At 71.5% G+C, this 14,761-nt stretch carries 12 protein-coding genes; 10 read left to right on the top strand and 2 right to left on the bottom strand.

Annotated features, from left to right (window positions below):
- On the bottom strand, window positions 1-2,019 hold a 2,019-nt coding region (locus tag QIS99_RS29530), incomplete at its 3' end, for a homocysteine S-methyltransferase family protein (RefSeq protein WP_282516784.1).
- Window positions 2,020-2,373: 354 nt separating this feature from the next.
- Between QIS99_RS29530 and QIS99_RS29525 the strand changes: the two genes are divergently transcribed.
- The 4 genes from QIS99_RS29525 (at window position 2,374) to QIS99_RS29510 (ending at window position 7,621) form a co-directional block, all read left to right on the top strand.
- Complete coding sequence (locus tag QIS99_RS29525; protein WP_282516783.1) at window positions 2,374-3,138, top strand: IclR family transcriptional regulator; 765 nt, start codon at window positions 2,374-2,376, stop codon at window positions 3,136-3,138.
- A 430-nt stretch (window positions 3,139-3,568) separates the two neighbouring features.
- Window positions 3,569-4,333 (top strand): MIP/aquaporin family protein, encoded by a 765-nt coding sequence (locus QIS99_RS29520; protein ID WP_282516782.1) that lies wholly within the window; start codon window positions 3,569-3,571, stop codon window positions 4,331-4,333.
- Between the two features lie 85 nt (window positions 4,334-4,418).
- Complete coding sequence (gene glpK, locus QIS99_RS29515) at window positions 4,419-5,954, top strand: glycerol kinase GlpK (RefSeq protein WP_282516781.1); 1,536 nt, start codon at window positions 4,419-4,421, stop codon at window positions 5,952-5,954.
- 44 nt (window positions 5,955-5,998) lie between these two features.
- Window positions 5,999-7,621, top strand: a complete 1,623-nt coding sequence (locus QIS99_RS29510) for a glycerol-3-phosphate dehydrogenase/oxidase (RefSeq protein WP_282516780.1) — start codon at window positions 5,999-6,001, stop codon at window positions 7,619-7,621.
- A gap of 126 nt (window positions 7,622-7,747) precedes the next feature.
- On the opposite strand, the gene QIS99_RS29505 is transcribed toward QIS99_RS29510, so the two are convergent.
- A complete protein-coding gene (locus tag QIS99_RS29505; RefSeq protein WP_282516779.1) occupies window positions 7,748-9,145 on the bottom strand; it encodes an MFS transporter in 1,398 nt (465 codons plus the stop codon).
- Between the two features lie 251 nt (window positions 9,146-9,396).
- Between QIS99_RS29505 and QIS99_RS29500 the strand changes: the two genes are divergently transcribed.
- Genes QIS99_RS29500 through QIS99_RS29475 form a run of 6 tightly spaced genes read left to right on the top strand, consistent with a single transcriptional unit; the run spans window position 9,397 to window position 14,726 of the window.
- Window positions 9,397-10,908: an aldehyde dehydrogenase family protein gene (locus QIS99_RS29500; RefSeq protein ID WP_282516778.1), complete on the top strand. Its 1,512-nt coding sequence runs from the start codon at window positions 9,397-9,399 to the stop codon at window positions 10,906-10,908.
- 22 nt (window positions 10,909-10,930) lie between these two features.
- Window positions 10,931-11,839: a VOC family protein gene (locus QIS99_RS29495; protein WP_282516777.1), complete on the top strand. Its 909-nt coding sequence runs from the start codon at window positions 10,931-10,933 to the stop codon at window positions 11,837-11,839.
- Window positions 11,836-12,630: an aspartate dehydrogenase domain-containing protein gene (locus tag QIS99_RS29490; protein WP_282516776.1), complete on the top strand. Its 795-nt coding sequence runs from the start codon at window positions 11,836-11,838 to the stop codon at window positions 12,628-12,630. The genes QIS99_RS29495 and QIS99_RS29490 overlap by 4 nt, the downstream gene beginning before the upstream one ends.
- A gap of 26 nt (window positions 12,631-12,656) precedes the next feature.
- The gene (locus QIS99_RS29485; protein ID WP_282516775.1) at window positions 12,657-13,466 is read left to right on the top strand and encodes an alpha/beta fold hydrolase; all 810 of its coding nucleotides are present in this window, start codon (window positions 12,657-12,659) and stop codon (window positions 13,464-13,466) included.
- The gene (locus tag QIS99_RS29480; RefSeq protein WP_282516774.1) at window positions 13,457-13,978 is read left to right on the top strand and encodes a cupin domain-containing protein; all 522 of its coding nucleotides are present in this window, start codon (window positions 13,457-13,459) and stop codon (window positions 13,976-13,978) included. The genes QIS99_RS29485 and QIS99_RS29480 overlap by 10 nt, the downstream gene beginning before the upstream one ends.
- Complete coding sequence (locus QIS99_RS29475; RefSeq protein WP_282516773.1) at window positions 13,971-14,726, top strand: SDR family oxidoreductase; 756 nt, start codon at window positions 13,971-13,973, stop codon at window positions 14,724-14,726. Before QIS99_RS29480 ends, QIS99_RS29475 begins: the two co-directional genes overlap by 8 nt.
- Window positions 14,727-14,761: the final 35 nt, after the last annotated feature.

Genomic DNA, 14,761 nt, shown 5'->3' with positions numbered 1-14,761 from the left:
GGCCTCGTCGAGGTCGGCCTCCAGGCCGTTCTTCTCGCCGTCGATGATGCGGCGCTGCAACCGCTCCTCCAGCGGGAGCGCGGCCAGCTCCTCGGCCTTGCCCGCCTTCAACGACTTCGCCGTCGCGCCCTCGAACAGCGCCATCAGCTTCTGCAGCGGGTCGTAGTCCCCGTCACGCCGGTCGTAGATCAGGTCAAGCGCGGTCTGCACCTGCTCCTCGTCGAAGCGCGCGATCGGCAGGATCTTCGACGCGTGCACGATCGCCGAGTCGAGACCCGCCTTCACACACTCGTCCAGGAACACCGAGTTCAGCAGAATGCGCGCGGCCGGATTCAGGCCGAAGGAGATGTTGGACAGGCCGAGCGTGGTCTGCACATCCGGGTGGAGTCGCTTCAGCTCCCGGATCGCCTCGATCGTGGCGACGCCGTCCTTGCGGGACTCCTCCTGCCCGGTGCAGATCGTGAACGTCAGGGTGTCGATGAGGATGTCCGACTCGCGGATGCCCCAGGTGCCGGTCAGGTCGTCGATGATCCGCTCGGCGATGGCGACCTTGTTCTCGACGGTACGGGCCTGGCCCTCCTCGTCGATCGTCAACGCGATCAACGCCGCCCCGTGCTCCTGCGCCAGCCGCGTCACCTTCGCGAACCGCGACTCCGGACCGTCACCGTCCTCATAGTTGACGGAGTTGATGACCGCACGCCCGCCCAGCTTCTCCAACCCGGCCTGGATCACGTCCACTTCGGTCGAGTCGAGCACGATCGGCAGCGTCGAGGCGGTCGCGAAACGGCCCGCAAGCTCCTGCATGTCGGCCACGCCGTCCCGGCCGACGTAGTCCACGCACAGGTCCAGCATGTGCGCGCCCTCGCGGATCTGGTCCCGGGCCATCTCCACGCAGTCGTCCCAGCGGCCGTCCAGCATCGCCTCACGGAACTTCTTCGAACCGTTCGCGTTCGTCCGCTCACCGATCGCCATGTACGAGGTGTCCTGGCGGAACGGCACCGTCTGGTAGAGGGAGGCGGCGCCGGGCTCGGGCTGGGGCTCGCGCTCGGTCGGGGTCAGGTCACGGACGCGCTCGACGACCTGGCGCAGATGCTCGGGCGTGGAGCCGCAGCAGCCGCCCACCAGGGACAGGCCGAAGCTGTTGACGAAGTTCTCCTGCGCGTCGGCCATCTCCGGCGGCGTCAGCGGGAAGTGCGCGCCGTCCTTGGTCAGCACCGGCAGGCCCGCGTTCGGCATGCACATCAGCGGCGTCGTCGAGTGCTGCGCCAGATAGCGCAGGTGCTCGCTCATCTCCGCCGGGCCCGTCGAGCAGTTCAGGCCGAGCAGGTCGATGCCGAGCGGCTCCAGGGCCGTCAGCGCCGCGCCGATCTCCGAACCCAGGAGCATCACGCCCGTGGTCTCGAAGGCCAGCGAGCAGATCAGCGGCACCTGGACACCCAGCGCGTCCATGGCACGGCGCGCGCCGATCAGGCTGGACTTCGTCTGGAGCAGGTCCTGCGTCGTCTCCACGATCAGCGCGTCCGCGCCGCCCGCGAGCAGCCCCTCCGCGTTCTCCTGGTAGCCGTCACGGATCGTGGCGTAGTCGATGTGTCCCAGCGAGGGCAGCTTCGTGCCCGGTCCGATCGAGCCGAGCACCCAGCGCGGCCGGCCGTCCTTCGCCGCGAACTCGTCCGCGACCTCACGCGCGATCCGGGCTCCGGCCTGGGACAGCTCGTGGATCCGGTCCTCGATGTCGTACTCGCTGGACGCGGTGTAGTTGGAGCCGAACGTGTTCGTCTCGACGCAGTCCACGCCGACCGCGAAGTATTCGGCGTGCACGGAACGGACGATGTCGGGCCGGGTGACGTTGAGGATCTCGTTGCAGCCTTCGAGCTGCTGGAAGTCGTCCAGGCTCGGGTCCTGCGCCTGGAGCATCGTGCCCATCGCCCCGTCGGCCACCACCACACGGGAGGCGAGGGCGGCGCGCAAGGCGTCCGCGCGGGTCGTGGTCGTGCTTGCGGGGGTCGGCTGCAAGGCCATGGACGATCTCCCTGGAGTGCGACGGCTGTCGGCTTTGCGGCTACCGGCGGAAGCCGCACGCGGCCAGGGTAGCCGGGACGCCGCCCCTTCTGTGAAGGGCGTCCAGCAGGCAGACAGGGACCCCGTCAGATCCGGGGCCGAAGGGCACCCGGCGTGTGGCTCGAATTCAGCGGTAGGGACAATCTCGCGGGCGGCCCGGCCACAACATCCGCACGCGGGACGGCGGATGACGGCGGCACGCGTTAGGACAAGTTCGGCATGGGCCGATAGTGTTCAGCATTGCCGAACAGGGCACGTACAGAAGGAAGCACCGGGGCCACGTACGCGCCGACAGACGGAGAGGGAGCCGACGCGATGGCGAAGAACATCCAGTCGCTGGAGCGGGCGGCGGCCATGCTGCGGCTGCTCGCGGGCGGCGAGCGGCGCCTCGGCCTCTCCGACATCGCCTCCGCGCTCGGCCTCGCCAAGGGCACCGCGCACGGCATCCTGCGCACCCTCCAGCAGGAGGGTTTCGTCGAGCAGGACGCCGCCTCCGGCCGTTACCAGCTGGGCGCCGAACTGCTCCGCCTCGGCAACAGCTATCTCGACGTGCACGAGCTGCGCGCCCGCGCCCTGGTCTGGGCGGACGACCTGGCGCGCTCCAGCGGCGAGAGCGTCTACCTGGGCGTGCTGCACCAGCAGGGCGTCCTGATCGTGCACCACGTCTTCCGGCCGGACGACAGCCGGCAGGTCCTGGAGGTCGGCGCGATGCAGCCGCTGCACTCCACGGCCCTCGGCAAGGTGCTGTCCGCGTACGACCCGGTGGCGCACAGCGAGGCCGTCGAGGCCGAGCGCAAGGACTTCACGCCGCGTACGGTCACCGGGCTCGACGCGTTCGAGGCGACGCTTGACCTGACCCGGGCGCGCGGCTGGGCCGACGACGTCGAGGAGACCTGGGAGGGCGTGGCCTCGGTGGCCGCGCCGATCCACGACCGGCGGCGGATGCCGGTCGGCGCGGTGGGCGTCACGGGGGCCGTGGAGCGGGTCTGCGCGGACGGCGAGCTGCGGTCCGCGCTGGTGGCGGCGGTACGGGACTGTGCGCGTGCGGTGTCCCGGGACTTGGGTGCGGGGCGTTTCTAGCGTTTTCCGGGGCCGTGCCGCCGTACGGGAACCGGTACCTCCCTTTGGACCCCGCGCCCCTGCCTCCCGGCGGACCCCGCCACCCTGTCGGCCTTCGGCCTCGTCCTCACACTCCCCAAACGCCCCAATCGCCCCCGGCCTTCGCCCGGCAGGCGCCCCCGGACGGGCTGGATCCGCTCCGCCCTGCGGCGCCGGACGGGCTGGATGCCGGACCCGGGTAACGATCGCGACACCGCCCCCACACCTCTTGACGTCCCGTTCACCCGGACGCAAAACTGCCGTTCATCGGTCGGCATTGTCGAACACCTACCGGTAATGCAAGGTAGGGTGTCGCAAGGCGGATCGGGCCAACGCCCTCAGCCCGAGGGCGCGAACCACCGGCGGGACCCGTGGTTCGCCTTCCCCTGGACGAAGGACAAAGGAGTCGCGGGTGTCCAGCTCCGACATCTTCATCAGCGAAACCATCGGTACCGCTGTTCTGATCCTGCTCGGCGGTGGCGTGTGCGCCGCCGTCACTCTGAAGCGCTCGAAGGCCTACAAGGCCGGCTGGGTCGCCATCGCGTTCGGTTGGGGCTTCGCGGTCCTCACCGGCGCCTACGTCGCCGCCAAGTCCGGCGCGCACCTCAACCCCGCGGTGACCGTGGGCATCGTCCTCAAGGGCGGCGAGGGTGCACCGACCTGGGGCGACACCCCGGCCTACTTCGGGGGCGAGCTGCTCGGCGCCATGATCGGCGCGGTGCTCGTGTGGATCGCGTACTACGGCCACTTCAAGGTGCACCTGAACGACCCGGAGGTCGCCGAGCAGAAGAGCGCCGACCCGGGGCCGGTGCACGGGGTCTTCTTCACCTCCCCCGAGATCCGCAACCCCCTCCAGAACCTGGCCACGGAGGTCATCGCCACCTTCGTGCTGGTGCTCGCCATCCTGTGCCTCGGACTCAGCGACAACGGCAAGGGCGTCTCCTGGGGCGGCTCGCTGCTGGTCGCCCTGGTCGTCGTCGGCATCGGCCTCTCGCTCGGCGGGCCCACGGGGTACGCCATCAACCCGGTCCGCGACCTCGGCCCGCGCATCGTGCACGCGCTGCTTCCGCTGCCCAACAAGGGCGGTTCGGACTGGGGGTACGCCTGGGTGCCGGTCGTCGGCCCGCTCCTGGGCGGCGCCATAGCGGCAGGCGTCTACAACGTCGCCCTCGCCTGAGCCGCAAGGACGGCCACCGGACCCACCGGACCACCGACCGGACGAGCGCACCGCGCCGCCTCCCCCAAGACCTCTGGAGCACACAGTGACCGACGCACACACCGCAGGCCCGTTCATCGCGGCGATCGACCAGGGCACCACCTCGTCCCGCTGCATCGTCTTCGACAAGGACGGCCGGATCGTCGCCGTCGACCAGCGCGAGCACGAGCAGATCTTCCCCAAGCCGGGCTGGGTCGAGCACGACGCCAAGGAGATCTGGACCAACGTCCAGTCCGTGGTCGCCGGTGCCATCGCGAAGGCCGGGATCACCTCCGCCGACGTCAAGGCGATCGGCATCACCAACCAGCGTGAGACGACGCTGCTGTGGGACAAGAACACCGGCGAGCCGGTGCACAACGCCATCGTCTGGCAGGACACCCGCACCGACGCGCTCTGCAAGGAGCTCGGCCGCAACGTCGGCCAGGACCGCTTCCGCCGCGAGACCGGCCTGCCGCTCGCCTCGTACTTCGCGGGCCCGAAGGTGCGCTGGCTGCTCGACAACGTCGAGGGTCTGCGCGAGCGCGCCGAGGCCGGGGACATCCTCTTCGGCACCATGGACTCCTGGGTCATCTGGAACCTCACCGGCGGCACCGACGGCGGCGTGCACGTCACCGACGTCACCAACGCCTCCCGCACCCTCCTGATGAACCTGCACGAGATGGCCTGGGACGAGCGCATCCTCGGCTCGATCGGCATCCCCGCCGCCGTGCTCCCCGAGATCCGCTCCTCCGCCGAGGTGTACGGACGTACCAAGGGCGGCGTCCTCGACGGCGTGCCGGTGGCCTCCGCGCTCGGCGACCAGCAGGCGGCCCTGTTCGGCCAGACCTGCTTCGACAAGGGCGAGGCCAAGTCCACGTACGGCACCGGCACCTTCATGCTGATGAACACCGGTGACGAGCCCGTGAACTCGTACAACGGGCTGCTCACCACGGTCGGCTACCAGATCGGCGAGCAGAAGCCCGTCTACGCGCTCGAAGGCTCCATCGCCGTCACCGGCTCGCTCGTGCAGTGGATGCGGGACCAGATGGGGCTCATCCAGTCCGCCGCCGAGATCGAGACGCTCGCGTCCTCCGTCGAGGACAACGGCGGCGCGTACTTCGTCCCGGCCTTCTCCGGTCTGTTCGCCCCGTACTGGCGCTCCGACGCCCGCGGTGTGATCGCCGGTCTGACCCGGTACGTCACCAAGGCGCACATCGCGCGCGCCGTACTGGAAGCCACCGCCTGGCAGACCCGTGAGATCACCGACGCCATGACGAAGGACTCCGGCGTCGACCTCGCCGCCCTCAAGGTCGACGGCGGCATGACCTCCAACAACCTGCTGATGCAGACGATCTCCGACTTCGCGGACGCGCCGGTGGTGCGCCCCATGGTCGCCGAGACCACCTGCCTCGGTGCGGCCTACGCCGCCGGCCTCGCCGTCGGCTTCTGGCCGGACACCGACGCCCTGCGCGCCAACTGGCGCCGGGCCGCCGAGTGGACCCCGCGGATGCCCGCCGACCAGCGGGCCCGTGAGTACAAGAACTGGCTCAAGGCCGTCGAGCGGACCATGGGCTGGCTCGAAGACGACGCAGCCGACGACTGACCCCGGCCTTCGGTCCTTGAGGACAAGACGAGGAGCACACACCCATGAGCACCACCCTGCAGAACGGCCCCGCCTACCCTGCGCTCGGGCTGCACCCGGCGGGCGGTTCGAACCCGAGCCGGGCCGAGACCCGCGAGCAGCTCGCGAAGGCGACGTACGACCTGCTCGTCGTCGGCGGCGGCATCCTGGGCATCTCCACCGCCTGGCACGCGGCGCAGGCCGGCCTGCGGGTGGCCCTCGTGGACGCCGGTGACTTCGCCGGCGCGACCTCGTCGGCCTCCTCCAAGCTGCTGCACGGCGGTCTGCGCTACCTGCAGACCGGCGCGGTGAAGCTCGTCGCGGAGAACCACTTCGAGCGGCGCGCGGTGTCCCGTCAGGTGGCGCCGCACCTCGCCAACCCGCTGACGTTCTACCTGCCGGTCTACAAGGGCGGCCCGCACGGCGCGGCCAAGCTCGGCGCGGGCGTGTTCGCGTACAGCGCGCTCTCCGCGTTCGGTGACGGCGTCGGGCATCTGCTCTCGCCGTCGAAGGCCGCGCAGGACGTGCCGGAGCTGCGCACGGACAACCTGAAGGCCGTGGCCGTGTACGGCGACGACCAGATGAACGACGCGCGGATGGCCCTGATGACGGTCCGCGCGGCGGTCGACGCGGGCGCGGTCGTCCTCAATCATGCCGAGGTCACGGGGCTGCGCTTCACCAAGGGCCGGGTCACGGGCGCCGAGCTCAAGGACCGGTCGGACGGCGAGGAGTTCGGCGTGAACGCCCGCCTCGTCCTCAACGCGACCGGCCCGTGGGTGGACCACCTGCGGCGGATGGAGGACGAGAACGCGGCGCCGTCCATCCGCCTGTCGAAGGGCGCGCACCTGGTCCTGAAGCGCACCGCCCCCTGGAAGGCCGCCCTGGCCACGCCGATCGACAAGTACCGCATCACGTTCGCCCTGCCCTGGGAGGACATGCTGCTGCTCGGCACGACGGACGAGGAGTACGAGGGCGACCCGCGGGATGTGTCCGTCACCGAGAAGGACACCGCGCAGATCCTGGACGAGGCGGCGTTCTCGATCCGCGACCAGCAGCTGTCCCGCGACCTGATCACGTACTCCTTCGCGGGCCTGCGGGTGCTGCCGGGCGGGCCCGGGGACACCTCCAAGGCGAAGCGGGAGACGGTCGTCAGCGAGGGCCGCGGAGGGATGCTGTCGGTCGCGGGCGGCAAGTGGACGACGTTCCGCCACATCGGCCGCACGATCATGAACAAGCTGGCGGAGCTGCCCGGGCACCCGCTCGGCGAGGACATGCAGCCGGTCTCGCAGCTGCCGAAGAAGCTCCCGCTGCCCGGCATCTCGAACCCGGACGCGGTGGCGCACCGGCTGCTCGTGGACGGCGGTACGCCCGGTCCGCGGATGTCGGCCGACACGGCGCGGCACCTGGCCACGCACTACGGCTCGCTGTCCTTCGACATCGCGCGCCTGGCCAACGAGGACCCGTCCCTCGCGGAGCGCATACACCCGGACGCCCCGGAGATCTGGGCGCAGGTCGCGTACGCGCGGGACCACGAGTGGGCCGAGACCGCGGACGACGTGCTTCGGCGCCGTACGACCCTGACGATCCGGGGGCTGGCCTCGGACGAGGTGCGGGGGAAGGTGGAGTCGATGCTGGGGGAGCGTAAGTAGCCCTGAGGGCGCACGCCCCCCGGACCCCCACGCCGCAGACGCCGGAGGGGCTGATGTTCAGCCCCTCCGGCGTCTGCGGCGACGGCGGCCGGGTCGACGGCGCCCGGGCCGGCGGCGCCAGCCCGCTTACGGCGAGACCTCCTCAAGGCGCCGCCCCGCCGTCTCCTCCGCGCCGAAGCCCGCCACGACCGCTCCGACCAGGGCGACCCCGCCGAGAACCAGGAAGACCGTGCCGATCTCGCCGCCCGCGTAGACCGCGCCGACGACGATCGGGCCGAGGATGACGCCGATCCGGTTGAACGCGCCGCCGACGCTGCTGCCGAGGGCCCGCATCCGGGTCGGGAACAGCTCCGGCGTGTACAGGTACAGGCAGATGTTGCAGCCGAAGAAGAACACCGCGGCGAGCGACGACCAGACCAGGACCTGCACCGGCGTGTCCGCGCCCAGCCAGGCGAGGACGAGGAGGACGGCGGCCGCACCGCCCAGGCAGGACATGATGACCTTGCGCCGGCCCAGCCGGTCCACGGTGAGCGCCGCGACGAGGCAGCCGAGCAGGCCCGCGCAGGACGTGACCGTGGAGTAGAGCAGGGCGTCCGAGAGGGACAGCTCGTACCGGTTCAGGTAGATCGTCGGCAGCCAGGACGAGATGCCGTAGTTGACGAAGTAGCCGGAGAACCAGAGGGCGCCCACGACCAGGGTGCGGCGGCGGTAGCGGCCGGTGAACAGGCCGCGCAGGCCCGAGGCGGCCTTGCCGGGCGGAGTGACGGGCAGGGCCTCGCCGACCGGGGGCAGTGGCTTGCCGGTGGCGCGCTCGACCGCGGTCTCGATGCGGACCATGGTGGCCTCGGCCTCGTCGGTCCTGCCGTGGTCGGCCAGCCAGCGCGGGGACTCCGGCACCACCTTCTGGACGATGAAGCACAGGACACCGGGGATCGCGGCGATCGCGTACATCCAGCGCCAGCCGAGGATCGGCACCACCCAGGCGGCGACGAACGCTCCGACGGTGAGACCGGCCGGGAAGACCAGCTCGTACAGGAGCACGAAGCGGCCGCGCTTGTGGCTGCGGGTGATCTCGGCGATGAACGTCGCCGCGACCGGCACCTCGCCGCCGATGGCCAGGCCCTGCACGAAGCGCAGCGCCATGAACTGCTCGGGTGAGCTGGTCAGGGCGAGGGCCAGGTTGGCGAGGCTGGACACCGCGATGCACAGGGCGATCACCTTGACGCGGCCGATGCGGTCCGCGAGCCGGCCGGAGAGCAGGGCGCCGACGAGCATGCCGAGGGAGCCGATGGTGAGCATCAGCGTGGCGGTGGAGGTGGAGAGCTGCCATTCGGCGCGCAGCTCGGGCATCGCGTAGGCGATGAGGAGCTGGTCGAAGGCCTCGAAGAAGGTCACGGCGCCGACGATGAGACGGACCACGACATGCCAGCGGCAGAGCGGCAGCCGCTCGAAGCGGGCCGAGATCGAGGCCCGGACGGCGCCGTCGGGCGTCGGGCGCGGCGTGTCTGGGGCGTTGAGCGTCATACGGGGACTCCGCGGCGATGAGGGAGCGGAAGCGGCAGCGGGTACGGCGGGCGCGGGATGCAGCCTACGGAACCCGGGAGGATGAAGCGCGTTAGCGCAAAGTTTCTAAGCGCTTAAGTTGTATCGCCCCCCTCCCATAGCTCGTCAAGAGTCTGGGCAGCGAAAGAAGTTCCGGCAGGGTCTTGCGCCGAAATTATTTAAGCCCTTAGATTTCTAGCGCTGAGACGGACCGCCGTTGCAAGGAGACCCGCATGACCCCGACTCCCCCGGACGAGGCGCTCCCGATCCCTCCGGACGAGGCGCTGATCGCCGGAGCCTGGCGCCGTGGCGCGGGCGCACCGACCGAGACCGTCGACCCGGCCACCGGACGCCCGCTCGCCACTGTGCACGCGGCCACCGTCGAGGAGGTCGCCGAGGCGGCCGAGGCCGCGGCCCGGGCGGCTGCCGACCCCCGCTGGCGCGACCTGCTCCCGCACCAGCGCGCCCGGCTCCTCACCCGTATCGCAGAGCTGATCGACGCCGAGGGCGGCCGGCTGGCCGCCCTCCAGACCGCCGACACCGGCAAGGCGCTCACCGAGACCCGTGCCCTGGTCGCCAGCGCGGCCGGCACGTTCCGGTACACGGCCGCCGCCCTGGAGACCGCCGAGGAGGCGATCACCCCGGCGCGCGGCGCGTACGTGACGATGAGCGTGTACGAGCCGATCGGCGTCGTCGGCGCGATCAACCCGTGGAACTCGCCGGTCGCGAGCGACGCGCAGAAGCTCGCCCCGGCCCTCGCCGGCGGCAACGCGGTCCTGCTCAAGCCCGCCGACTGGACACCGCTCGTCTCGCTCGCGCTCGGCCGCCTCGTGACCCGCGCGCTCGACGAACTCGGCCTGCCCACCGCCCTGTTGGCGGTCCTGCCGGGGCGCGGCAGCGTGGTCGGGGACGCGATCGTGCGCGACCCCCGGGTCGGCAAGGTGTCGTTCACCGGCGGCACCTCGACCGGGCGCACCCTCGCCCACGCGGCCGCCGAGAAGCTGATGCCGGTCTCCCTGGAGCTGGGCGGCAAGTCGCCGACGGTCGTCCTCGCCGACGCCGACGTGGAGCAGGCTCTCGCCGGGGTGATGTTCGGGGTGTTCTCGTCCAGCGGGCAGTCCTGCATCGCCGGTTCCCGGCTCTTCGTGGCGCGTGCGCTGTACGACGACTTCGTCGGTGAGCTCGCCGAGCGCGTGCGGAAGCTGAGGGTGGGCCCCGGTACGGACCCGGCCACGCAGGTCGCCCCGCTCGTGCACCACAGGCACCGGGACGCGGTCGCCGCGTATGTGGACCTGGCGCGTGCGGAGGGTGCCCGGGTGCTCGCCGGAGGCGCCGTACCGGAGGGCGAGGAGTACGCCGACGGCGCGTACTACCTGCCGACCCTGCTGGACGGGCTGCCGAACAGCGCGCGGGTCTGCCAGGAGGAGATCTTCGGGCCCGTGCTCGTCGCGCTGCCCTTCGACGACGAGGACGACCTGGTCGCGCAGGCCGACGCCTCCGTGTACGGCCTGGCCTGCGGGATCTGGACGCGGGACCACCGGGCGGCCTGGCGGATCGCGCGCCGGATCGACGCGGGCACCGTCTGGATCAACACGTACAAGCAGTTCAGCATCTCCACCCCGTTCGGCGGCATGAAGGACAGCGGCCTCGGCCGGGAGAAGGGCCGGGACGGGATCCGCCAGTACCAGCGGCAGAAGTCCCTGTACTGGGGCACCTCCGAGTCCCCGCTGCCCTGGGCCAACTGACCACCCCCGACGGAGAGTTCCCATGACCCACCATCCCCCGATCGCCCGGCTGCGCGCCCTGCGCTCGGTCGAGCTGCTCACCCCGGCCTTCGCGGAGGCCACCGACTTCTACGAGGACGCCTGGGGCCTTGAGGTCGTCGAGTCCGAGCACAGCGCGAGCTGGCTGCGCGGCACCGGCGAGGAGCACCACGCCCTGCAGCTGACGCGTTCCGAGCGCACCGGGCTCGGCCGGATCGTGTTCGCCGTGACCACCCCGGCCGAGGTCGACGAGGCGGCCCGCAGGCTTCAGGCCCGCGGCATCACGCCCGTGGCCGGTCCTGGCCCGCTCGACCAGGTCGGCGGCGGCTACGGCCTGCGCTTCCACGACCACGAGGGCCGCCTCATCGAGCTGTCCGCCGACACCTGGGCGGTCGCCCCGCGCGGCCGGGAGGCCGCCGTGCCGGTCGGCGTCACGCACACCGTCCTCAACACCCCCGACATCGACGCGGCCGTCGCGTTCTACTGCGACGTGCTCGGCCTGCGCGTCTCCGACTGGTCCGAGCACCAGATGGCGTTCCTGCGCTGCAACGCCGACCACCACTGCATCGCGTTCAACCAGGCCGAGTGGGTCTCCCTCAACCACGTGGCGTACGAGATGAGCTCGGTCGACCACTTCATGCGCGGACTGGGGCGCCTCCGGCACCACGGGATCGTCCCGCAGTGGGGGCCGGGCCGCCACGGGCCGGGCAACAACACCTTCTCCTACTTCACCGACCCGACCGGGCTCGTCTGCGAGTACACCTCCGAGGTCGCGCAGGTCGTAGAGGACCGCTGGATCGCGAAGGTGTGGCGCCGGGTGCCGGAGCTGTCCGACCTGTGGGGGACGGCCGGGCCGCCGTCGAAGGAGATCCGCTGCCACATGGCCGGACGGCCGGAAGGAGAACAGAAGTGAGGGTTCTGAAGGTGGGCCTGGTCGGCTGGGGCGCGATCGGCCGAGTCGTCGGCACCGCACTCGCCGAACAGGGCATCCAGGGCGCCGAGTTGACGTGCATCGTCGACAACCGCCCGCTCGGCGAGGCCGCGCCCGCGCCGCAGGTCGCCTTCGAGGAGGCCATCGAGGGCTGCGATCTGATCGTCGAGGCCGCGGGGCAGGGTGTCGTACGGGAGTGGGGCGAGCGTGTCCTCAGCTCCGGCACCGACCTGCTCGTCGCGTCCACCGGGGCGCTCACCGACGACGAGCTGGCCAAGCGGCTGCTCGCGGCGGGCCCCGGCCGGGTGTACTTCACCGGCGGCGCCGTCGGCGGACTCGATCTGCTGCAAGCCGTACGGCAGCTCGGCCCCCTCGAAGAGGTCCGCCTCACCACCACCAAGCTGCCCTCGACCCTCGAACAGCCGTGGATGGACGAGGAGCTGCTGGCCCGGATGCGGTCGGCCACCGGCCCCGTCGAGGTCATGTCCGGCACCGCACGGGACGTCCCGGTGAAGTTCCCCAAGTCGACCAACGTCGCGGCCTCGGTCGCGCTGGCCGTCGGCGACCTGGACGCTGTGCGGGTCCAGGTCGTCGCCGATCCGGGCGCGACCCGCACGCGGCACGTCGTCGAAGCCTCCGGCACGCACGGCGCGTACCGCTTCGAGGTGGCGCACGCTCCGGACCCCGGCAACCCGGCGACCAGCCAGGTCGTGCCGTACGCGGTGCTGCGCTCGCTCGCGGCGCTCGCCGGGCGGACGGGCCAGATCCTGTGAGCGCGCGCCCTGAGGCGGCCGCTCCCGTGACCGCCGTCCACGTCGAGGAGGCCGGCACCGAAGGGCCGCTGCTGCTCTGCCTGCACGGCATCGGCTCGTCCTCGGCCGCGTTCGCACCGCAGCTCGACGCGCTCTCCGCGCACGCCCGCGTAGTCGCCTGGGACGCGCCCGGGTACGCCAAGTCCCCTGACCCGGAAGGCGAGTTGGATCTGGACGGCTTCGCGGACGCGGCGGCCGGGGTGATCCGTTCGTACGGGGAGCCCGCGCATGTCCTCGGGGTCTCCTGGGGCGGCGTGATCGCGCTGCGGCTCGCCGCCCGGCACCCGGAGCTGGTCGCCTCGCTGATCGTGGCCGACTCCAGCGCGGGTTCCGGAACGGACCCGGAGAAGGCGGCGGGGATGCGGGCGCGCGCCACGGAGCTGGCCGAGCTCGGGCCGCGCGCCTTCGCGGCACAGCGCGGGCCCCGGCTCGTCTCGCCGGAGGCGCCCGCCGAGCTGGTCCAGCGGGTCGTCGACACCATGGCCGGCGCGGTCCGGCTGCCCGGCTACGGGTACGCCGCCCAGTCCATGGCGAGCGCCGACCTGCGCCCCGAACTGTCCGCCGTCACCGCGCCCACGCTCGTGGTGTGCGGCGACCGCGACACGGTCACCGGCATCGAGTCCTCCCAGGTCATCGCCGGGGGCCTGCACAAATGCGCCTACGTGATCGTCAAGGACGCCGGTCACCTGGCCAACCAGGAGCAGCCCGAGCGGTTCAACTCCTGGGTCCTGTCCCACCTGCACATCGTCACGAACCAGCGAACACGCACCAGCGAAAGGGCTGAGCCATGCCTCTGAACACCACCGAGTACGACAACGGCGGCGACCTCGGCAAGTACACCGACTCGCTGATCGCCTCCAAGGAGTCCCGCGAGCCCGACTGGGGGACCCTGTCCTTCCAGGAGAAGGCGGGCCCGCAGTACAAGCGCGCGCAGATCCGCTACGTCGGCTCCGGCGCCACCGGCAACCACGAGGGCGACAACCGCATCCTGCCCTCCGGCGGCTTCACGTTCTCCAACATGCTGCTGCCGCCCGGCGGCGAGGGCCCGGCCCACACCCACCACGACGTGGAGGAGGCCTTCTTCGTCCTGGAGGGCGAGGTCCGCGTCGGCGTCCACCGCGGCCCGGACGAGGTCGAGTACCGCACGCTGGGCTACCGCGACATGATCGTCGTCCCGGCCGGCGTGACCCGCTCGCTGAAGAACGAGGGCGACACCGACGCCCTGTTCTGCGTCGTCATCGGCACGCAGAAGCCGCAGGTCCCGACGTACCCCGAGTACTCCCCGCTGTACGGGATCACCCGTGACTGACCAGCCCTTCGACGGCCGTCGGCTCGTCGTCGTGACCGGGGCGGGCCGTGGCCTGGGACTGGCCATGGCCCGCCGGGCCGGCGCGGACGGCTTCCGGGTCGTCGTCGCCGAGGTCGACGCCGGGCGGGGCGCGGCGGCCGCGCAGGAGCTGCGGGGCGAGGGCATCGACGCCCACTTCGTGCGCTGCGACGTAGCCGACCCGGTGTCGGTCGACGGACTGGCCTCCGCAGTACGGGACTTGGGCGGGCTGTACGGCCTCGTCAACAACGCCGCGCTCGCCAACGGCGTGGGCGGCAAGGAGTTCCAGGACATCGACATCGAGACCTGGGACCGCCTGATGACGGTCAACGCGCGCGGCCCCTGGCTCGTCGCCAAGGCCCTGCACCCGCACTTCGGGCCGACCGGGCGCATCGTCAACATCGCCTCGGACGCGGCGCTCTACGGCTCGCCCCGGCTCGCCCACTACATCGCGTCCAAGGGCGCCGTGATCGCCCTGACCCGGGCCATGGCGCGGGAGCTGGGCGAGCGCGGGATCACCGTGAACGCCCTCGCGCCCGGCCTCACGGAGTGCGAGGCGACGGAGACCGTTCCAAAGGAGCGGCACGGCCTGTACGCGGCGAACCGGGCGATCTCCCGGCCGCAGCAGCCGGACGACCTGGTCGGGCTCACCGCGTTCCTCCTCTCCGAGGAGTCCCGCTACCTCACCGGACAGGTGGTCGCCGTCAACGGCGGCTTCACCATGCACTGAACCAACTGCCTCAACTGCCCCAACTGCCCCAACTG

The sequence above is a fragment of the Streptomyces solicavernae genome (genome assembly GCF_029968095.1).
GTDB lineage: Bacteria > Actinomycetota > Actinomycetes > Streptomycetales > Streptomycetaceae > Streptomyces > Streptomyces solicavernae.
Note: the sequence above shows the minus strand (reverse complement) of the source record. Positions and strands in the feature narration are given on the sequence as shown.

Excerpts from the sequence above, each read along its gene's own strand:
- QIS99_RS29525 (WP_282516783.1), top strand. The coding sequence starts at position 2,374 with ATGGCGAAGAACATCCAGTCGCTGGAGCGGGCGGCGGCCATGCTGCGG.
- QIS99_RS29510 (WP_282516780.1), top strand. The coding sequence starts at position 5,999 with ATGAGCACCACCCTGCAGAACGGCCCCGCCTACCCTGCGCTCGGGCTG.
- QIS99_RS29505 (WP_282516779.1), bottom strand. The coding sequence starts at position 9,145 with ATGACGCTCAACGCCCCAGACACGCCGCGCCCGACGCCCGACGGCGCC.
- QIS99_RS29500 (WP_282516778.1), top strand. The coding sequence starts at position 9,397 with ATGACCCCGACTCCCCCGGACGAGGCGCTCCCGATCCCTCCGGACGAG.
- QIS99_RS29495 (WP_282516777.1), top strand. The coding sequence starts at position 10,931 with ATGACCCACCATCCCCCGATCGCCCGGCTGCGCGCCCTGCGCTCGGTC.
- QIS99_RS29480 (WP_282516774.1), top strand. The coding sequence starts at position 13,457 with ATGCCTCTGAACACCACCGAGTACGACAACGGCGGCGACCTCGGCAAG.